At 62.2% G+C, this 20,637-nt stretch carries 14 protein-coding genes; 1 reads left to right on the top strand and 13 read right to left on the bottom strand.

The features are described from left to right. Nucleotides 1-144: 144 nt before the first annotated feature. The 10 genes from bamB to GKQ23_RS07020 all read right to left on the bottom strand — a co-directional run bounded on the left by bamB (nt 145) and on the right by GKQ23_RS07020 (nt 16,696). Entirely contained in the window at nt 145-1,326 is a 1,182-nt protein-coding gene (bamB, locus tag GKQ23_RS07065) for an outer membrane protein assembly factor BamB (protein ID WP_056238932.1), read from the bottom strand. A gap of 40 nt (nt 1,327-1,366) precedes the next feature. After that, the gene (locus tag GKQ23_RS07060; protein WP_056238929.1) at nt 1,367-1,987 is read right to left on the bottom strand and encodes a YfgM family protein; all 621 of its coding nucleotides are present in this window, start codon (nt 1,985-1,987) and stop codon (nt 1,367-1,369) included. Nucleotides 1,988-2,025: 38 nt separating this feature from the next. Next, complete coding sequence (gene hisS / locus GKQ23_RS07055; protein WP_056238927.1) at nt 2,026-3,303, bottom strand: histidine--tRNA ligase; 1,278 nt, start codon at nt 3,301-3,303, stop codon at nt 2,026-2,028. 84 nt (nt 3,304-3,387) lie between these two features. Continuing rightward, nucleotides 3,388-4,509 (bottom strand): flavodoxin-dependent (E)-4-hydroxy-3-methylbut-2-enyl-diphosphate synthase, encoded by a 1,122-nt coding sequence (ispG, locus tag GKQ23_RS07050; protein WP_056238925.1) that lies wholly within the window; start codon nt 4,507-4,509, stop codon nt 3,388-3,390. A gap of 38 nt (nt 4,510-4,547) precedes the next feature. Further along, nucleotides 4,548-5,546, bottom strand: a complete 999-nt coding sequence (gene rodZ / locus GKQ23_RS07045; protein WP_212410132.1) for a cytoskeleton protein RodZ — start codon at nt 5,544-5,546, stop codon at nt 4,548-4,550. Then, nucleotides 5,536-6,234: a type IV pilus biogenesis/stability protein PilW gene (gene pilW, locus GKQ23_RS07040; RefSeq protein WP_056238918.1), complete on the bottom strand. Its 699-nt coding sequence runs from the start codon at nt 6,232-6,234 to the stop codon at nt 5,536-5,538. The genes rodZ and pilW overlap by 11 nt, the downstream gene beginning before the upstream one ends. A gap of 149 nt (nt 6,235-6,383) precedes the next feature. Then, a complete protein-coding gene (locus GKQ23_RS07035) occupies nt 6,384-7,559 on the bottom strand; it encodes a bifunctional tRNA (adenosine(37)-C2)-methyltransferase TrmG/ribosomal RNA large subunit methyltransferase RlmN (RefSeq protein WP_056238915.1) in 1,176 nt (391 codons plus the stop codon). A gap of 179 nt (nt 7,560-7,738) precedes the next feature. Next, entirely contained in the window at nt 7,739-8,170 is a 432-nt protein-coding gene (gene ndk / locus GKQ23_RS07030) for a nucleoside-diphosphate kinase (protein WP_056238913.1), read from the bottom strand. Between the two features lie 214 nt (nt 8,171-8,384). After that, a complete protein-coding gene (pbpC, locus tag GKQ23_RS07025) occupies nt 8,385-10,742 on the bottom strand; it encodes a penicillin-binding protein 1C (protein WP_212410131.1) in 2,358 nt (785 codons plus the stop codon). Further along, nucleotides 10,742-16,696, bottom strand: coding sequence for an alpha-2-macroglobulin (locus GKQ23_RS07020; RefSeq protein WP_212410130.1), 5,955 nt, complete (start codon nt 16,694-16,696; stop codon nt 10,742-10,744). The genes pbpC and GKQ23_RS07020 overlap by 1 nt, the downstream gene beginning before the upstream one ends. Before the next feature lie 212 nt (nt 16,697-16,908). Between GKQ23_RS07020 and sseA the strand changes: the two genes are divergently transcribed. Beyond that, nucleotides 16,909-17,781, top strand: coding sequence for a 3-mercaptopyruvate sulfurtransferase (sseA, locus tag GKQ23_RS07015; protein WP_212410129.1), 873 nt, complete (start codon nt 16,909-16,911; stop codon nt 17,779-17,781). A 39-nt stretch (nt 17,782-17,820) separates the two neighbouring features. Here sseA and GKQ23_RS07010 read toward each other — a convergent pair whose 3' ends face one another. The 3 genes from GKQ23_RS07010 to GKQ23_RS07000 form a co-directional block, all read right to left on the bottom strand. Next, nucleotides 17,821-18,651: an energy transducer TonB gene (locus GKQ23_RS07010; RefSeq protein ID WP_212410128.1), complete on the bottom strand. Its 831-nt coding sequence runs from the start codon at nt 18,649-18,651 to the stop codon at nt 17,821-17,823. Nucleotides 18,652-18,994: 343 nt separating this feature from the next. After that, complete coding sequence (locus GKQ23_RS07005; RefSeq protein WP_212410127.1) at nt 18,995-19,933, bottom strand: FecR domain-containing protein; 939 nt, start codon at nt 19,931-19,933, stop codon at nt 18,995-18,997. Next, nucleotides 19,930-20,442: a sigma-70 family RNA polymerase sigma factor gene (locus tag GKQ23_RS07000; RefSeq protein ID WP_056238896.1), complete on the bottom strand. Its 513-nt coding sequence runs from the start codon at nt 20,440-20,442 to the stop codon at nt 19,930-19,932. The genes GKQ23_RS07005 and GKQ23_RS07000 overlap by 4 nt, the downstream gene beginning before the upstream one ends. Nucleotides 20,443-20,637 lie beyond the last annotated feature (195 nt).

Here is a 20,637-nt window from a genome sequence, read left to right as displayed (position 1 = left end):
TTTAAGTCGCAGGGATCGGGCTGATGGCGCTAAGGATAACACGCCCGGAAAAAAACAAAACGGCTCCTGAACGTTCAGGAGCCGTTTTTTCCGCAATTCAGCCGTGGTTAATCACGGCCGGGTGCGGATGTTACCGCGGTGAGATTAACGCGTAATCGCGTACACTTCGCCGTCTTTGCTCTGGATCAGCAGCTTGTCGCTGGCCACCACCGGCTCGGTCTGGAAACCGGAGCTGTCCAGTTTCTGCTGAGCCACGAAACGCCCGTCTTCGGTGTTGATCCAGTGCAGGTAGCCTTCGCTGTCGCCAACCACCACGTAGCCGTTATAGAGCACCGGGGAGGTCAGGTTGCGGTGCAGCAGATCGCTCTGGCGCCAGATGGTCACGCCACCTTCGGTGCTCAGCGCAATGACGCGGTCATCCTGATCGACAAGGAAAATACGGCCACCGTCGACGATCATGTCGTGAACAGAGCCGATTTCACGCTTCCAGATCACCTGACCGGAACGCAGGTCGAGGGCGGTCAGGTTGCCGTTGTAGGCCAGCGCATACACCACGCCGTTTACCACGATCGGGGTGGTATCAACGTCTGCCAGGCGGTCGATCTCGGTCGCGCCGCTTGGCTGAGAGATGCGCTGCTGCCAGATAATCTGGCCCTGATTCAGGATCACGGCGCTGACGCGGCCGTTATCACCGCCGACGATCGCCGCACCAAAGGCGACGGCCGGGGCAGATTCACCGCGCAGGCTCAACGCCGGCATATCCAGGTTAACCGTCCACTTCACCACGCCGCTGGTCTGGTCCAGACCCTGCAGCATGCCGTTGCTGGTGTGTACCAGCACCAGACCATCGCTAATCACCGGGCGCGACAGCACTTCACCGGCGGCTTTGGTCTGCCAGGCCACGGAGCCGTCGCTGCTGTTCAGCGCGTAAACCTGCGCGCGCTCGCTGCCGACGTAGACGTGGCCGCCGTCAACGGTCAGGCCGCCGGACAGCAGGGCCGGGAGATTGCTGGAGAAGAAGCCGGTCTTTTCAGACAGGTCGACCTTCCACTGCTCTTTACCGTCGCCAGCGTTCAGCGCTTTTACCACGCCGTGGCGGTCTGCCGCATAAACGGTGCTGTCGGCCCAGGCCGGATGCAGGTTCGAGTAGAAGTCACCCACGCCGTTACCCACCGAGGTACTCCAGACTTTTTCCGGAGTAAACTGGTTTTGCACGGTTGGCAGAGGGGACATTTTGACCACGTCCTCTTCACCGCTAAACCATGAACATCCGCTGAGTAAAGTGACTGAAATCAGTCCCGGCAACAGTATCTTACGCAATTCCATGAAATCCCTCTTGTGCCTGTGCAGGCCAAATTATTCGCTATTAACCTGGCAGATTATTCATTTTCATTTGCAGCATCTCTTTCAGCGCGGAAGAGGTATCGGCCGCGACGCCTTTGCTCCACGCGTCGCGTGCGCCCTGGGTATCCCCTTTGCTGAGCAGCGCTTCACCACGAACATCGGCGACGATGGCTACCCAGCCGTCACCCTTGATGTTTTCCAGCGTTTTTAATACCGCATCCGGCTGTTTCTGCTGCAGCTGAATACGCGCCAGGCGCAGATTCAGTACCGCCTGCAGGTTGGCATCTTTGGTGTCCTGCAGACCGTTCTGCAGCTGTGCTGCCGCTTTATCCAGCTGATTATTGTCAACATAACGCTTCGCGAGGTCCAGCGACGCCAGCGCACCGTAGGTGTTGTTGTTGTCGCTGGCGAACTTCGCCGCCGCGTCAAGGGTAGCCGGTTTGCTGGCATCCAGCGCTGCGGTCACCTGCTGATAGGCCGCCGACGTCTCACGGGAGCCGCTGTCTTCATGACTGCTCCAGTATTTCCAGCCGACCAGGGCACCGACGCCCAGCACCACGCCAGCCACCAGCGCTTTTCCATTCTGAGCGAAGAAATTCTTCAGCGCGTCAACCTGTTCGTTTTCGTTGCTATACGATTCCACGCAGTACTACTCCTTTAAATCGTCTGTTTGCTTTGGGCTTAGTGCTGTAACATCGCCGCAAGCGTGGCGGCTACGTCCTGCTGCGCCAGCGTTTGCTGTTCGCCATTACGTAAATCTTTAATCACGACCTGCGCTTTCGCCACTTCATCTTCGCCGAGCACCAGCGCGACGCGGGCACCCCACTTGTCCGCACGGGCGAACTGCTTCTTGAAGTTGCCGCCGCCAAAGTTGGTCATCAGCTTCAGATCCGGCTGCGCGTCACGCAGCTGCTCTGCCAGCATCATCGCTGCGCCCTGCACCCCGGCACCTGAAGCGATAACATAGACATCAACATTGCGCGTCGGTTCAAATTCCGGGTTAACGGTTTGAATCAGCAGGACCAGACGCTCCAGCCCCATGGCAAAACCGACCGCCGGGGTGGCGCGGCCGCCCAGCTGCTCAACCAGGCCGTCATAACGGCCGCCGGCACAGACGGTGCCCTGCGAACCCAGGCTGCTGGTCACCCACTCAAATACGGTGCGGTTGTAGTAGTCGAGGCCACGCACCAGGCGCTGGTTGACGGTGTAAGCAATGCCGGCGGCATCCAGCAGCGCGCACAGGCCGCTGAAGTGTTCGCGGGAGTCGTCATCCAGGTAGTCGGCCAGCGCCGGCGCGTCGTTCAGCAGCGCCTGCACGTCCGGGTTTTTGCTGTCCAGCACGCGCAGCGGGTTGGTGTACATACGGCGCTTGCAGTCTTCGTCCAGCACCTCGATGTGCTGCTCAAGGAAGGCCACCAGCGAGTCACGGTAGTTAGCACGCGCCTCCAGTGAACCAATTGAGTTCAGCTCCAGGCGCACGTGCTCAGAGATCCCCAGGGCTTTCCACCAGCGGGCGGTCATCAGGATCAGTTCGGCATCGATATCCGGCCCCTGCAGGCCAAACACTTCGGCACCGATCTGATGGAACTGGCGGTAGCGCCCTTTCTGCGGACGCTCGTAACGGAACATCGGACCGATATACCACAGGCGCTGCTCCTGGTTATACAGCAGGCCGTGCTCGATACCGGCACGCACGGTGCCTGCGGTGCCTTCCGGGCGCAGCGTCAGGCTTTCGCCGTTGCGGTCATCGAAGGTGTACATCTCTTTTTCAACCACGTCGGTGACTTCACCAATTGCGCGCTTGAATAACGGCGTCTGCTCGACGATCGGCAGGCGGATTTCACTGAAACCATAGCTGCCCAGCACCTGCTTGAGGATCTGCTCAACGCGCTGCCACACGGCGGTGTCGGCAGGCAGGTAGTCGTTCATGCCGCGAATGGCCTGGATGTTCTTCGCCACGAATTCTCTCTCAAATTAAATGTGTCAGGGGAACGGCCGCCGTAAAGACCTGTTTTCAGGCCGGCGTGCGTCGCTCCCGGCTCATTACTTTTCGACCTGCTGTACGTTGATCCGACGGGTTTCGTCGAGGATCGTCGCTTTGGCGCGGATACGCGCTTCCAGCTGGTCAATCATATTGTCGTTATCCAGACGCTCGCGCAGGCGCACGCCGTCTTCGTAGAAACCGCTTTTCTTGCTGCCGCCGGTCACGCCCATGGTGGAGACGGTGGCTTCACCGGGCCCGTTGACCACGCAGCCAATGATCGAGATATCCATCGGGGTGATGATATCTTCCAGCCGCTGCTCCAGCGCGTTGACCGTGCCGATCACGTCAAATTCCTGACGGGAACAGGTCGGGCAGGCGATAAAGTTAATCCCGCGCGAGCGAATGCGCAGCGATTTCAGAATATCGAAACCGACCTTCACCTCTTCAACCGGGTCGGCCGCCAGCGAAATACGCAGCGTGTCGCCGATTCCTTCGGAAAGCAGCAGGCCGAGGCCGATGGCAGATTTAACCGCACCGGCACGCGCGCCACCGGCTTCGGTGATGCCTAAGTGCAACGGCTGATCGATCTGCTTTGCCAGCAGGCGATAGGATTCTACGGCAAGGAACACGTCAGAGGCCTTAACGCTGACCTTAAACTGGTCAAAATTAAGACGGTCGAGATGATCAACGTGGCGCATTGCCGATTCCAGCAGCGCCTGTGGCGTCGGTTCGCCATATTTTTCCTGCAGGTCACGCTCCAGCGAACCGCCGTTGACGCCGATGCGGATCGGGATGTTGTAGTGGCGCGCGCAGTCGACGACGCTGCGGATACGCTCTTCGTTACCGATGTTGCCTGGGTTAATGCGCAGGCAGTCCACACCGTATTCGGCGACTTTCAAAGCAATGCGATAGTCAAAGTGGATATCGGCAACCAGCGGTACGTTGACCTGCTGTTTGATCAGGCGGAAGGCTTCCGCGGCGTCCATGGTCGGCACGGAAACGCGAACGATGTCGACCCCTACCCGCTCCAGCGCTTTAATCTGGGCCACGGTGGCGGCGACATCGGTCGTTTTGGTATTGGTCATGGACTGGACGGCAATCGGTGCGCCATCCCCCACGGGCACTTTCCCGACGTAAATGCGTGTGGATTTGCGACGGGTAATGGGGACTTCACTGTGCATATTGGTTCTCCATAATTACTCGCGCCGGGGCAGAGGCGTTACTGCGCACCCAGAGTCAGGCGAGCAACCTGGTTAGTACGGATAAAACGGCTCAGATCGACAGGTTTACCCTGGTATTCGATCTGCACTGCGGCAGGTGCGCCGATTTTTAAGCGGTAAGGAGCGGTACCCGCCAGGCTGAGTTTACCACCGCTGCGCTGAACACCGCTGAACAGTTTTTTACCCGCCGCATCGGTGACTTCAAGCCAGCAGTCGTTGGTGAAATTCATCACCAGCGCGTTCGGGTCTGCCGCCGGTGCGCTGACCGCCGCGCTGCCGGTTGGCAGCTGTGCGCTGGCGTTATCCACCGGTGCCTGTGAAGGTGAAACCACCGCAGGCTGTGTGTTCGCAGCCTGAGCAGGTGCTGCCGTGGCGGCAGGCGCCTGAGCGGTCGCCGCAGGCGCCGCAGCTGCCGGGGCAGCGCCCGCCGCATCAGCGGCAGGCGTGCTGTCAGACGGCGCTGACGGTTGCAGTTCAATGTTGTTCGCGCCGTCGGCGCTGCCGTCGGTTAACGGAATCGACTGGCCGTTATCGCTGCCGACCGAGGCGTTCTGATCGGACATCGATACCAGGTCGTCCTGCGCGGCCTTGTGGTTCTGATACCACCAGGCGCCGGTCAGACCGACCACCACAAACAGCACCAGCCAGGTGAAGATCATCAGCCAGCCATCGCGCTTTTTACGGCGCTTGCCCAGTGAAAAACTCTGCATTGGCTGCACGCGGGCGGCCTGTACCGGTGCCTGTTTAGCCAGCATCGGTAACAGCTCCTCTTCGGGTACATTCACCAGGCGAGCATAGGAACGGATATAGCCGCGCAGGAAGGTCGAGGCGAGATCGGCAGGCGATTTGTCCTCTTCAATATCCCGCACGGTGGAAAGTTTCAGGCACAGGCGCTCAGCAACGTTCTGCTGGGTCAGCCCCTTGAGTTCACGGGCGCTGCGCAGGCGCTCGCCTGTGGAATTTACGTTAGATTTTTCTTGAGTGGCTTCAGTATTCATTAGCTAAAAAATGCTGGTACTGTATCGAAAGTGGAAAAATTCGCGCAAGCCGTGCTCCGTAACGCCTAACGTCATCGGGCCGGTTCTCCTGCGCGGCGAAGCGAATCTCTAACCACAGGCTCTCTGCCGAAGCAGGTAAAGACTGTTGGTAAACATCTAACAGGAGGCGCGATTCCGCACGTCTCCCCTTTCCATAGCGCCTTTCGGCTTCAGCCAGCAACAGCATCCCTCTGGCTGGATCGTACCGTACCGTCTTAGCCAGCGCATCACGTGCTGGCTCAGGCTCACCGGCATTCAGGTAACAGTAGCCTGAATTTTCAATACTGTCGGCCCGCAGGCCGCCTGTTGAAGATTCCGCCACCCGACTGAACTGCCGCTGTGCCGCATCATACTGCCTTAATCCGCAGAGAAACGCACCGTAATTATTAAGCACATAGCCGTTTTGCGGTGCCAGCTGCCGCGCCTGACGGTAGGACTCTGCCGCAGCCGCGGCGTCCCCACTCTGCTGCTGAAACCGCGCCATGGCCAGCCGGGTGCGATAATCCTCCGGGGCCAGCGCCAGCGCCCGCTGCAGATTGCGTTCGGCGGCGGATAACTCACCGCGCGCCAGCCATGCCAGCCCCAGCTGCAGGCGGGTATCGACCAGCGATTCCCGCTGCGGTGGTCGCTGGCAGCCACTCAGCAGCATGCCCAGCAACACGGCGGCCCACAGCCCCTTGCTCCCTGTTTTCACCCGTCCCTCCCGGCGCTTTATCTGGCTGAAAAAAGCCAGCCTGGCACCGTTCAGTGCGGGCGGGAAGCGCAAAGACGGTTATTGCAGCGGATTCATCGCTGTTTTCAGAGCGCCTTCACAGCGATGGATTCACCGGCCATCTTCTTCTTCAGCGTGCGTTTGGTACGGTCGATCACGTCCCCGGCCAGCTGGCCGCAGGCGGCATCGATATCGTCGCCACGGGTTTTACGCACGATAGTGGTAAAGCCGTAGTCCATCAGCACCTTGCAGAAACGGTCGATGCGGCTGTTAGAGCTGCGGCCATACGGCGCGCCCGGGAAGGGGTTCCATGGGATCAGGTTGATCTTGCACGGCGTATCCTTCAGCAGCGCCGCCAGCTCATGCGCGTTGTCGGTGCTGTCGTTGATGTGATCGAGCATCACGTACTCAATGGTCACCCGCCCCTGGTTGGCGTTGGACTTGCTGATGTAACGGCTGACCGCGCCAAGGAAGGTCTCGATGTTGTACTTTTTATTGATCGGCACAATATCGTCGCGGATGGCGTCGTTCGGGGCGTGCAGCGAGATCGCCAGCGCCACGTCGATCATATCGCCCAGCTTATCCAGCGCCGGCACCACGCCAGAGGTGGAGAGCGTTACGCGGCGTTTTGACAGGCCAAAGCCGAAGTCGTCCAGCATGATCTCCATCGCCGGTACCACGTTATTCAGGTTGAGCAGCGGCTCACCCATACCCATCATCACCACGTTGGTGATCGGGCGCTGACCGGCGACTTTTAACGCACCGATAATCTTCGCCGCGCGCCACACCTGGCCGATGATCTCGGACACGCGCAGGTTACGGTTAAAGCCCTGCTGGGCGGTGGAACAGAATTTACACTCCAGCGCACAGCCGACCTGCGAGGAGACGCACAGCGTGGCGCGGTCTTTTTCCGGGATATACACGGTTTCGACCTGCTGGCCACCGACCTGAATGGCCCACTTAATGGTGCCGTCGGCAGAGCGCTGCTCTTCGGCCACTTCCGGCGCGCGAATTTCGGCCATCTCTTTCAGCTTGCCGCGCAGCACTTTGTTGATGTCGGTCATCTCATCGAAATCATCACAGCAGTAGTGATAGATCCACTTCATGACCTGGTCGGCGCGGAACGGTTTTTCGCCCAGCGCGTGGAAAAATTCACGCATCTGCTGACGGTTAAGATCCAGCAGGTTGATTTTTTCTTTCTTCGGCGTGGCGATGGAAATGGCAGATGCGTCGGACGACGGCGTCACAATCAGTTCAGACATAATGTTCTCTGGCCTCGTTATTACACGTTATGGCACTGGTTTTGATGGGAAAAAGGAAAAAGAAACGCCCCTGACGAGCGAGCTCATCAGGGGCGAATTATTATACTCATGGTGACCGGAGGGTTAAAGCCGTTACTGAAATTATTTGTCAATAACACGCCGGTCGCCGGGCAGCCGGATTAACGGGTGCGCGGGCAGATCTCGCCTTCGCCGAAGAAATAGGCGATTTCGCGGGCAGCAGATTCAGCAGAGTCAGAACCGTGGGTGGCGTTCTCGGTGAAGCTGTCAGCGTAGTCAGCACGCAGGGTACCGGCCAGCGCGTTCGCCGGGTTGGTTGCGCCCATCAGGTCGCGGTGACGCTGTACGGCGTTTTCGCCTTCCAGCACGGAAACCACTACCGGACCAGAGGTCATGAACTCAACCAGACCATCGAAGAATGGCTTGCCCTGGTGCTCAGCGTAGAAGCCTTCAGCCTGCTCTTTGCTCAGCTGCAGCATTTTGCTGCCAACGATTTTGAAGCCAGCGCTTTCAAAACGGTTGAAGATGGCACCGATGACGTTTTTTGCCACTGCGTTTGGTTTTACGATGGAAAAAGTACGTTCAATAGTCATGTTGACCCCTGTCAATCTGATGAATGTAGCCGTAAAAAGTGTCCGGCCATGAAAAGGCCGCAGATTATAGGGGGCATCTGCCCTGATGCCTATGGGCAATCCGGTGATTTGTTGAAAAACCCGATCGACATCGCGGCTTTTTTGCCCCAACTGCGGCTATTTTACGCAGGCCGCCGACGGATGACCAGAACCGGCACCCTTTTCCTGCGCTGAATTAGTTGACCAGCATCACAGCGATCGGACGGCTGTCGGCGCGGCCGCGGTCGTCAACGGCGCGGATGCGGTACTGACCCGAACGCGTGGGCCGCCAGTCCAGCGGTTTGCGGCTGGCGCTGCTGCCGAGATAAATATCATCGACAAACCAGTACACCGTGCTGCTGTCAGCGTCGGTCACCGCCGCAAAGCTGATGTTCTCCTGCCCCTGGCGCGACTGGCGCAGGGTGTAGGTGGTGTTTCTCAGCGGGGAGGTAATGCGTGGTGCAGCACCGTCCACGCCGCCCGGCTGGCACTGCGCCTGCGGCGGCGGCCTCTTCGGCAATCCCGCCAGCGCAAACACCTGGGCGAGATCGGAGGGCCAGAACTCAAAGACCTGGGTATGCGTCTGCTGCGGGTCCCACGGCGGGCAGGCCACCTCACCGCTGTGGTTATCGATCTGCAGCGGGCGGTAGACCGTATCGACCTTAATCGGCGAGGTGCCGGGAATAAACCAGCTCTGCCCGCGCTGCTGGCACCACTGCGTCGGCAGGTTGCCGCTCGGCAGGCAGACCTCCACCCGCTTCAGCCGCGGCGGGAAGCGGTGCCCCGGCTCGCTCAGCCCCGGATAGCTGGCCTTAACGCTGTCGATAATATTGAAAAACAGCGGCGCGGCCGCCTCAGCGCCGATAAAAGCGCTGTTGCCCTGGCCGGCAAAATTCCCCTGCCACACCACCAGCACGTACGGGCCGAAGATCCCCACGCTCCAGGCATCACGGAAGCCCCACGAGGTGCCGGTTTTCCAGTAGACCGGCAGCGTGGACGGGCGCTGGGCCAGGGTGTCGCCGGGGCGGCGGTGCTGGCGCAGCATGTCCAGGGTCATAAAGCTGGCCTCTTCGCTCAGCAGGCGTACGGCGGCCGGCTGCGGATCGTCAGCGCGGAAACGCAGCGGCCGCAGCTCGCCGCGGTTGGCCAGCATCGCATACAGTTTTGCCAGCTCCTGGGCGGTGACCTCCCCGCCGCCCAGCACCAGCGACAGCCCGTAGTGGTTCTCGCTGGCCATGCCGCTGATACCGGCCAGCTGCAAAAACTGATAAAAACCGGGCTGATGCAGCTGCGAGGCCACCCACACCGCCGGAATATTACGGCTGAAGTTCAGCGCGTCGGTGGCGGTGACCGGGCCGAGGAAGCGACGGTCAAAGTTTTCCGGCGCATAGCTGCCAAACGCGGAGGGTACGTCCTTCAGCACCGTCAGCGGGTGCAGCACCCCCTGTTCAATGCCCAGCGCGTAGATAAACGGCTTCAGCGCCGAGCCAGGCGAACGCTTCGCCAGCGTGCCGTTGACCTGGCCGTAGATGTCGCGGTTAGCATAGTCTGCCGAGCCGACCAGCGCGCGCACCGCCATATCGCGGCTGTCCACCAGCAGCACCGCCGTATTGTGGATGCCGCGCCCCTGGTTGCGGCGGATAAACGCCCGCGCCTGGCGTTCCACCAGCTGCTGCATCCGGGCGTCCAGCGTGGTGCTGACCCACTGCCCGCCCGCCCCACCCGACTGCTGCGCGGCGGCCTGCAGCTGTTCGATAAAGTGCGGAGCAATAAACGGCAGCTGCTGCGGCTGGCGCAGCGCCAGCCGCAGGGTAAACAGGGCGCGCTGCCCGGCGTCGGTGGGATAGCGCCGCTGCCAGCGCTGAAATAGCCGGTTGCGCGCCTGCAGCAGCGGCGGGTTAAGCTCGCCGACCCGCGGGCTGATGCGCAGGCCTGGCGACTGTGGCAGCACCGCCAGGGTCAGCGCTTCCGGCAGCGTCAGCTGCGCGGGTGGCTTATTAAAGTAAATCAGGCTGGCCGCGCCGATGCTCTCAATGTTGCGGCCGTAGGGGGCGTAGTTGAGGTAGGCCTGCAGAATATCGTGCTTTGAGTAGCTCAGCTCCAGCTGCAGCGCGCGCAGCACCTGCAGCAGCTTGCCGCCGGGGGTGCGGGTATTGAGCTGCCAGCGCATGCGCGCCAGCTGCATAGTGATGGTTGAACCGCCCTGCATCCGGCCGCCGGCCACGTAGCTGCGCCAGAAACCACGCGCCAGGCTGAGCGGATTAAATCCCGGGTGGTAATAAAACCAGCGGTCTTCATGCAGCAACAGCCCGCGTACCGCCAGCGGCGAGACCGCCTCCAGCGGCGTCCACAGCCGGTAGCGATCGTCGCTGGCCAGCTGCAGGCGCAGCAGGCTGCCGTTGCGGTCGAGCCACGCCACCGACTGCGGCAGCCCGGCGGCCAGCGGCGGATGGGGCCACAGACGGAAGGCCACCAGCGGCGCCGCCAGCAGCAGCAGCGCCACCGCCACGTTTTGCGCCAGCCGCCGGCGGACGCCCGGCTTCTGACCGGCCATCACGGTGCGGCTTTCGCCGGCGCGTCAGCCACCACCTCCAGCCGCCCCTGCCCCGCCGACAGAGCCTGAATATCCCGGTTATACATCGCTTCACCGTAGGCCGGCGGGATGACAAAGCTGCCGCTGTTGGTGGCCTTGATCTGGTAGATAAACTCCTGCAGCTCGTTGCTGGCGCTGCCGTAGATAATCACCCGATCCTCACGGATATCACTGAAGTCCGGGGCCCAGGTCGAGCCGTTTGCCGCCAGCGGTGACCGCCAGCCGCCGGTGGCGTCCCCGCCTTCCTCATCGCCTTCCGGCGCCGGTGGCGTCTGCTGCACCACCTCAAAGCCCCCCGGCAGCAGGTCAACGATCGCCAGGTTGCTCAGCGCCGCCTGCGAGTTGGCGCGGATTTTCAGGTGCACGTTCAGCGTCTGGCCGACCGTTACCTGGCTCACCGGCTTGCCGTCCGGGTCGGTGTAGTCACGGGCGATCTCCAGCCCTTTGGCGATCGCCTGCTGTGGCGCGTGCAGGTCATAACCCGCCTGCGTCACCACGTACCAGGCCGGCGCCTTATCAGGGTTGCTGAACTGCAGCGAGGTGGCCGCTGAGGTGAACGTTCCCTGGGCAAACTGGCCGTTAAGCGAGGAGATTAGCGCTGCCGCCTGGCCGTTGCCCGCCTGCTGGGTAATGGTCAGCCGCTCGGCGCCGCCCGCCTGCTGCGCGTAGCTCTCCAGCGCCAGCACGCTCATCGCCGCCGAGAAAGTGGTGTAACGCTCTTCGCGCAGCGCCTGCAGCATATTCTCCAGCACCTGTGGCGGGATCTGCGCCACTTTGTCCGGGAAGGCGCGGGTAATCAGGTACAGTCGGGTGGCGTCCTGCACCAGCGGATCGTAATAGTTGTTGTTCCACCAGCCCTTATCCCACGCCCTGCTTAATGCCTGCCAGCTCGGCAGCAGCAGGCGATTCGCCTCGTCATCGGACTTCAGCAGCTTCCACGACGCCGCCAGGTAGAGCGCGCTGAGGTCGGTCTGCCACAGCTCAGGATAACGCTGCTGCAGCGCCTGCTGCACCGCCGCCAGGGCGTTAGTGGTCACCTCGCCCTGGCGGGTCAGCAGCCACACCGCCCAGCTGCGCAGGCGCAGCTGATAGAGATCTTCACCGCCGCCGGCCGCCATCACCCGCAGCGCGGCGTTGGCATCGTCGAGCATGCCGGCTGGCAGCGCGTAACCGGCCGCTTTCGCCTCCAGCAGGTACTGCACCACGTACGGCGTAACGAACGGGTCGGCCTGCGGCGAGGCCATCCACAGGCCGATCGCGCCGTCGGCGTTCTGCCGCGCGCGCAGCACGTCCATTACGCTTTTCACCTGCTGACGCACCTTATCGGCCTGCGGCCCGCCGCGCAGCTCCGGGTGCAGGCTCTGCAGCAGCAGCGGGATTGACTGGCTGACGATCTGTTCGGAACAGTAATACGGGTAGTTTGCCAGCCAGCCGGCCAGCCCGCGGGTCAGCACCAGCGGCGAATGTGACACCGCCGCGTCGCGCTGTGCGTAAGCGCTGAACATCTGCCGCAGGTTGCCGACCTGCTGCTCGCTGCCGCTCATGCGCCCCATCACCGTCTGGGTGCGGAACGGCATCGCCGGGCGCACCGAGGTGCTGATGGTGCGCTGGCTGCTGCTGCCGTCAGCGTACGTCGCGGTAAAGCGCAACGGCGCATCCCCCGGCTCGCCGCTGACCTTCAGGCGGAAGTTCACCACCCCTTCCCGCTTCGCGGCCAGGCCGATCGACTGCTCAGCCGCGCCCACCACCGTCAGCTGCGCCGGTGGCGTCAGTTGCACGTGAATCGGCAGCGGCTGGTCGCCCTGGCCCTCAAGGTTGTTGCTGACGCCGACGCTGACGTCGAACTCGTCGCCCGGTGCCACCATCGCCGGCACGTTCGGCGTCAGGATCACGTCATCACGTACCGTGGTGGCGCTCTGCGCTTTGCCAATTTTGTCCGCGGTTACCGCGATCGCCATCACGCGGATTTTGCCGTTAAAGTAGTCAGGCACCGGATAGCTGAACTGCTGCTGCCCGTTAACCTCGGTAATGCCCGACCAGTAGGCCACCGGCTTATCGCGCTTGCGCTTAAACGGGTTGAGGTGCAGGTCCATACCCTCGCCGCCGTCGCCGCCCGGCGCCGAAGTCAGCGCCATCAGCTTGCTGAACGACGGCAGGATCAGATCGAGGATTTGCGAGCTCTCCACGCTCAGCTCGCGCTTGCGGAAGAAGTAGTCCAGCGGATCGGTCAGCCGGTAGCGCGCCACCTGCAGGATCCCCTCGTCCACCGCGAACACCGCTACCTGCTGCGGCCCCTCGGTGGTAACGTCGATCTTCAGGTCCTGGCCCGGCTTTATCACCGCCGGGCTGCTGAGGGTAAAGCGGTTCTGCCGGTGCGCGTTGCTGATTTTAAACGGCATCACCCCGTAGCTCAGCGGGCTCATAAAGATCTCGTCGGAGTTGATGTCCCGCACGAACTGCACGTTGATATAGGCGTTACCCTCCAGTCCGGCGGGGATGCGGATCTTCTGCACCGAGGCGGTGGTATCGGAGTGGAACCACTGCCAGCTGTAAACGCGATCTTTCTCGATGGTGATCAGCCCGCTGCCGGTATAAGGCGCGTTAATCGCCACCTCAATCTCACCGCCCGGCGCATACTCCGCCTGGTCCAGCTTCAGCTTCAGTTCGGCGTTACGGTCCAGCGAACGGCTGATATTGCCCTGCCCGGCCACGCTGTAAGCGATGCGGTTCAGCACCTCACCCTTTGCGTTCTCCACCGCCAGCACGAAGTCGCCCGGCTGGTCGGTGGCCAGCGCCAGCGAATGGCCGGCGGCGCTGAGGTCGAGTGGCGCAGAAGAGAGCGGGATCTCCTTCAGCTTCGACTGATACTTATAGACGCCGGACTCCTGACGCGTCAGCACCGACAGGTATTTCTGCTGCAGCAGACGCAGCGTCAGCCCGTTTACCGCGATCTTCTCCAGCGACGGATTAATGGCGATCAGCTCAAGGTTGCGCTGCGCATTCTGATGAATATAGCCGAGGTCGCCGTCGGCCTTCGCGCCGATCAGGTAATCATACGGCGACACCAGGGTACGTGCGGTCGCCGCCACCGAGCGCCCGCCGCCGGCGACAAACGCCTCTGACAGCAGCTGCAGCTGGTACGTTGACTGGCCGAAGCCGCTGAGATCCAGCCGGATCGCCGCACGGCCGTCATCGCCGGTGGTGCTCTCTTCCAGTTCGGTGTCGTAGCCGTCGCTGGCGGAACGCGCCTCGTAGAAGGCGAAATCCGGGTAACGGTCAAAGGCCGGCCACACCGGGCGCAGCGTCAGTTTTGAGGTCACCCGCCGCCCCTGCGCCGGGGTGCCAAACAGGTTCTGCACGTCGATACTGGCCTGCAGCTGATCCGGTTTCACCCAGCCCTGCTGGTGATCCGGGGTCAGCGTCAGCTTCACCTTCAGCTGGTCCGGCTCAAACTCTTTCACGTTTACCGCCACGCTGCCGAGCAGCCGGGTGCCGTCTTCGTCCTTGCCCGGCAGGTAGAGGTACACCGTCCACTCGCCGGTCGGCGAGCTCTCTTCGGTGGTAAAACTCAGCTCGTTAAAGCCGCTGGCGCTGAGCGTCAGCGGCACGGTGCGCATCAGTTTATCGCGCGGGTCGTGGATTTCGGCCCGCACCGGAATGCCGGTGACCGGCACCGCCCAGTCGGCGGCGCGGGTGATCAGCCCGATATTAAAGGTGTCGCCGGGGCGATAGACGCCGCGATCGGAGAACAGGTAGCTGCTGAGCGTGCGGGTGTCCTGCGGCGTGGCGTCGCCCCAGACGTCAAAGCGCGAGAAGTCGAGGCCGCGATCGCTGTTGCTGCTGGTCGGCAGGAAGGAGACGTCACCGGCTTTTTCCACGAGGAACATCACCGGCTGGCGCTCGTTGTTATAGACCTCCAGCGACGGGAAGCTGACGTGGCCGTCGCTGCCGGTCTGCCTTTTCAGCAACGGCTCGCCGTTTTTCGCGATCACCGTCACCGTCGCTCCGTCCACCGGCTGCCCGCTGGCGATTGACTGCACAAACAGGTCGCGCGTCTGGTCCTGGGAGCGTTTAGCGATAATCCCCAGGTCGGTAACCACCACAAAGCGCGAGTCCCCCGCCGGCGGCGCGTCGCTCTGCTCGTCCTGATACTCGTCGCTCTGCGGCGCGTCCTCTTTCTGCCCCGGGGTCCACGGCGACAGGGTCAGCAGGAAGATGCCGCGATGGGAGTCGGCGTTGGTGGAGAGGTAACGCCCGAGATCGACGCCCTGATAGCTCACCTGGCCCGGCCGGGCATTGGCGATCGTCGTCTGATAACGGAAACGCTCGGTAAAGTACTCGTCGTTAAGGCGGTTAAACTCAGTAGAGGCAAACTCACCGCTTTTGAAAGAGACGATATGCTGCAGCTGGCTCGGGATCACCCGGCGAATATCCACCCGCAGCCCCGGCACGTTTCGCGCCGCCACGCTGATGCGCTTATCACCGTTGACCGACAGCAGCGCCCCCTCGGCGGCAAACTGCAGCAGCTGCGGATAGTCCGGCACCTGCACCACCCGCCAGACCTTCTCGGCCATTTTATACCCGCCGGAGGAGGTCAGCGCCGGGTTAATTTCCACCAGCATATAGCGCTGCACCGGAGCGCTGAATTTGAAGCTGAACTGCGGCTGCCAGCTCTCTTCGGCCTCGTTCTGCGTCAGCGCCAGCGGCTCGGCGCGGTCCAGCACCGCCTGATCGAGGTTATCGAGATCCCAGGCAGCCGGTTCCTGTTCCGCCTGCTTCGGCTGGCGCGGATCGTACTGCGGCAGCAGCCACGCCTGCACCGACCGGCCCAGCTCTTTATCGCGCACGGCATCGCTGAAGCCGATCACCAGCGCGTGCTCGCTCTGGCTGCCGGGCTTATCCACCACTTCGGCGGCCACGTCGCTGACGCCCAGGCTGTAGAGATTCGGCACCGTCACCCAGGCTTCCGCCTTACGATCCGCCACGTTGCCGGGGTGGGATGATTTCAGCCCCTTGCCGACCTGCAGATGCACCACGCCGCCGTGATCCATCGGCTGTAGCGGTTCCGAACGCACCCAGGCGTTCAGCTTTTTCTCATCCCAGTTCAGGGTAAATTTAAGCGGCTTTTCGGCCTGGCCTTTGGCGCTGGCCAGCCCGAGCGTCAGTTGCTTTTCCACGCCCTGCACGTCGGCCGGGGCGCTGAAGCGCAGGTTAAAGATGGCGCTGTGCTGGCTGCTCTGCTCGGGGTTCTGGTAGTACTCGCCGGAGGCGATCTGCCAGTCAAAGGCCGGCACCCGGAAGGTGTATTTCGTCTGCTGCAGGCGGATCTGGGGTGCCAGCAATACCTCCGGCTGCAGGGTAACCGCATACTCCGCTCCCAGCGGCAGCGGCTGCTTTGGCGTAAACAGCAGCGTGTTGGCGCTCTGCCACTGCCACTCGCCCGCAAGCGAAGGCTTCAGGCTGATGCCCTGCTGTACGGTTTTGCCCACCTGGGTGACCGGCGCGACCGAGCGGTTAAAGCGCAGCGTTAAGGTCTGCAGCGCCGGTTTCGCCTCGCTGTAATCGACCGGCGGCGGATTAATGACGTCCGCGCGGCTGTTCTCAACCGCCAGCGGTGCAACCTCGATCGGTTGCGGCCGGTTCTGCCACGCGTGCCAGCCGTAAACGCCAGCCAACGCCGCCACGCAGAGTAACAGCAGGCCACCCGCCACCTTTTTCGGATGCCGGGCTGTTCCGCGCTCCATGCGCCGTAGCCCTGCCCCCAGCGCGCTGCCCCAGCGCGGCGCACGCCAGTTAACTTCACCGAACAGCGGCCGCAGCAGCCAGGCAAGACCGCGCAGCAGTCCGCTCAGCAGGCGCCACAGCGCAAAAATCAGCATAAACGGCAGGCGCAGAAACAGTTTAAGCACATCCATCGGCAGGTTCCTTTTGTCCATCAGGGGGCGTGGCGAAACACGCTGTTACAAACGTCTTAAAATAGTAAACGCTCGGCGGCTGTTTATCTATCACTTGCAGGGGGCAATTTGCCAGTGGTTTCGCAACCGGTGCAGCAACCGGCGCATTTAGTCTTGTACCCGCTCACAAAATCGCTGACACTCAGCCCTACTATGCGAATGACGAGGCTGCTATGACCCCTTCTGCCCTTTTTGTTACCGCCGACTGGCTGGCGGAGCATCTTACCGATGACAACCTGCAGGTGATTGACGCGCGAATGCTGCCGCCCGGCCAGGAAAAGACCCGGGATATCCAGGCAGAATACCTGGCCGCTCACCTGCCGGGTGCACCCTTCTTTGATATTGAAGCGCTCAGCGACCATACCAGCCCTTACCCGCATATGATGCCGCGCGCGGAAACCTTCGCGGTGGCAATGCGCGAGCTGGGCGTCAGCGCCGACAAACACCTGGTGGTGTATGACGAAGGCAACCTGTTCTCCGCGCCGCGCGCGTGGTGGATGCTGAGCAACTTTGGTGCCGGGCAGGTATCGATCCTGGCCGGTGGCCTGGCGGGCTGGAAAGCCGCAGGCAAACCGCTGGTCACCGGTGCGGTCAGCCTGGCCGACGGCGAGTTCGAAGCGCGTCAGCCGGACCAGGCGGTGATCAGCCGCGTTACCGAGGTGCTGCTGGTCAGCCATGAGGGCGGCGCGCAGATCGTTGACGCCCGCGCCGCTAACCGCTTCCACGGCGAGGTGGACGAGCCGCGACCTGGCCTGCACCGTGGCCGCATTCCGGGCAGCCTTAACGTGCCGTGGAATACGCTGGTTGCCGACGGCGCGCTGAAACCGGCCGACGAACTGAAAACGATTTTCAGCCAGCAGGGCGTCGATCTCTCCCGGCCGGTGATCGCCAGCTGCGGTTCCGGCGTGACCGGCGTGGTGGTGGTCCTCGCGCTGACCAGCCTCGGCGTAAGCAACGTTACCCTGTATGACGGCTCCTGGGGCGAATGGGGCAGCCGCAATGATTTGCCGATTGTGAATGACAGCGTGGGTGAGGCAAAGGCGTAGAAAATGCGGTAAACGGCATCGGGATAACTTCTCACCTTTTCACCCCCGCACCTCGCGTAAATCAAACCTCACCGGCAGCGTGATGCTGAACGTCTCCTGCCCTGCCGCCATCTCTGCGGGTGGCGCGGGCACCGGTGAGGCGCGCAGCGGCAGTTCGCTGGCTTCTTTATCCAGCGCGCTGACGCCGCTGGAATTCAGCAGCTTTACCTTCAGCACGCTGCCCTGGCGGTTGAGGGTGATACTTATCTGCGCCACGCCTTCACGTTTCTGACGTAATGCGATACCCGGATAGCGCTTAAAGCGGCTGAGGTGTGCCAGCAGCGCGCCGCTCCATGCGGGGGCATTACGGCTCGGCTGCGGCGCGACCTGATTATGCGGTGCAGCGACCCTTTTGCCCGCCACCGGCGGCGGCGCGCTGGTATCCGGCGCAGCGCTGGCCTGAGAAGGCGCGCTATCTGACTGGCCCGGCTGCCGCACCGGCTTTAGCTCTGGCTTCGGCCTGGGTTTTACCCGAGGCCGGTTATCGGGCCGGGGTGAAGCTGCGGCAAGCCGTTCGGTGCCCTGTTCAGCCTCGGGCAGCTCTGGCGCGGCCTGCGGCGGCGGCGTGGCCTGAGTCTGCGCCACCGCCTGCCGTTGACGCACGCCGACCGGCATCTTTTCACTGTCCGGTAGGGATTCAGCCTGCTCTGCCACCGTCAGCATCACCATCGGCTGAGCGGCAGGCAGCGGCGGCGGCACCGCCGCCCGGTAGCAGAGCCAGGCCAGCAGCGCGCCGTGCAACGCCAGCGTCAGCAGGCTGGCGGTGACCAGACGGCATCTTTGCCGGGGTGCAGGGAAGAGGACGGCAGGCAGGACGAGGTGGTTTGACATAAACAGCGTTACCCGGAATAGCGATAAGAGGTGCCCGATAAGCCTGATAAATATCGGGGAATTACTGAGAGGTCACCCACCGGCGCGGAATCGGGTAGTCGGAAGGCAGATTACAGAAGAATACGTGTCATAAACTCATTGGTCCGGAATTAATCGCCAGGTTAAAACCCGTCGAACCCTCTGTGCAGAGTTTAATACCAGACTGAAAGAAAGGTACTGAACCGGAGCGGATGCCATCGCGGCCATCATTTCAGCAGGCCGGCATCAGGCGGTTACGAAACGCTGATCAAGTATGTCGACAGGATATCGATCTGCACCGGTTAAGTGTCGGGCAGCGAAGCGACTATGAAATCATGATCAGGTACGGCGATACGGAGGCGATCCGCACCGGCAGGGTTCCCGGCAGCGAGGCGATAATCGCCCCGGTATCGTTTAGCGGAAACGCCCCCGACAGGCGCAGCCCGGCGACCCGCGAATCACAACGAATAATGCCGCGCCGGTAGCGCCCCACTTCGGCGAGAAAATCATCCAGCCGCATACTGTCCGCCAGAATCATTCCCTGCTGCCAGCCCGGCTCCGCGCTCACCCGGTGCTCGCCGCCGTAACCCGCCGCGCCAAGCCGTCCGCCATAGCCCGCCCGGATCAAAATGCTCTGCGCACTGGCCGGTGAGTGAACGTTTACCTTACCGTGGTATACCGCGATATCGCTGAAGGCATCCCATAACCGCACGCTGAACCGCCCCTGCGCCACCAGTTCACCCTGCGGCAGCACCAGCCCTGGCGGCGGGCTCTCCGGCGCGGTGGTAACCATCATCTCTCCGCTCAGCAGGGTCAGCCGTTGCGGCATAACGCTGACCGCCGTTTGTGTATTGAGCAGCAGCCGCGTGCCGTCATCCAGCATTATCTGACGCTGTTCACCGGTCGCCGTGCGGTAATCGGCCAGCCACGGTCGCCAGGGGAGCGCCCCGGCACCGATGCCGCAGGCACCCACCACGCCCAAACCAGCCAGGCTGCGCAGCAACCGCCGCCGCCCGCGATCGGGCAGATGTGACAGGCTGCGCTGCGCCGCGCTGCCGTTCAGCAGTGAAAAACGCGACGAGAAGGTGGCGATATGCTGCCAGGCACGCTGGTTTTGTTCGCTGGCCTGCAGCCAGCTCTGCCAGTGGACGTTGTCTTCGGCAGTCGCATCCTCAGACATCAGTTGGGTCAGCCAGCCGACGGCTTCGCGGGCGCTTTGCGGATCGATATCCGCAGCGGCTGACGGCGTACGGGAACCGATCATGCTGACAGCGCAAAGAAGCAGTGCAGGTTGGCTCGCTGCAGATACTGTTTTACCGAGCTGGCTGATACCCGCAGGCGCTCGGCAATATCGCCGTAACGCATCCCCTGCAGGTGCGCCAGCAGGAAGGCTTCGCGCACGTGGGCAGGCAGGCCGTCCAGCGCCTGGTCCAGCTGTTCCAGCATCTCAATCGTCTGCTGGCGCACTTCCGGCGAGGGTACGCTGGCCTCCGGCAGCTCGCTGAGCGCCTGCAGGTAGCTCTCCTCGATTTTTTTACGCCGGTAGAAGTTGGCCACCAGCCGCCGCGCCACGGTGGCTAAAAACGGTCGGGGTTCCCGAATCGCCAGCAGCTGCGGGCTGACCAGAATGCTGATAAAGGTGTCCTGCGCCAGATCCTCAGCATGATGCGCACAGCTGACCTTCTGACGTAGCCAGTGGCACAGCCAGCCGTGATGCTCCATATAAAGCTGTTGGGCAAAACCGTGAGAGGTCGCGATCTCTTTGCTCGCCATCGGGAAACACCTGGTCTTAATGAGAGTGAAAATAACAATCATTATTATTTAGAAACTGTTACTCAGGGTCAAGCAGTTGCTGGGTTTTAACGCAGATTGCTGCGCCGGAAGACGATTGACTGGGGGAGATAAAATGCAGATTCGGGTTCGGATTCTGGCTCAGGGCAGACAGGAGTGACGTTACGCCGCCGGTCA

The organism is Erwinia sp. E602 (genome assembly GCF_018141005.1).
GTDB lineage: Bacteria > Pseudomonadota > Gammaproteobacteria > Enterobacterales > Enterobacteriaceae > Erwinia.
Note: the sequence above shows the minus strand (reverse complement) of the source record. Positions and strands in the feature narration are given on the sequence as shown.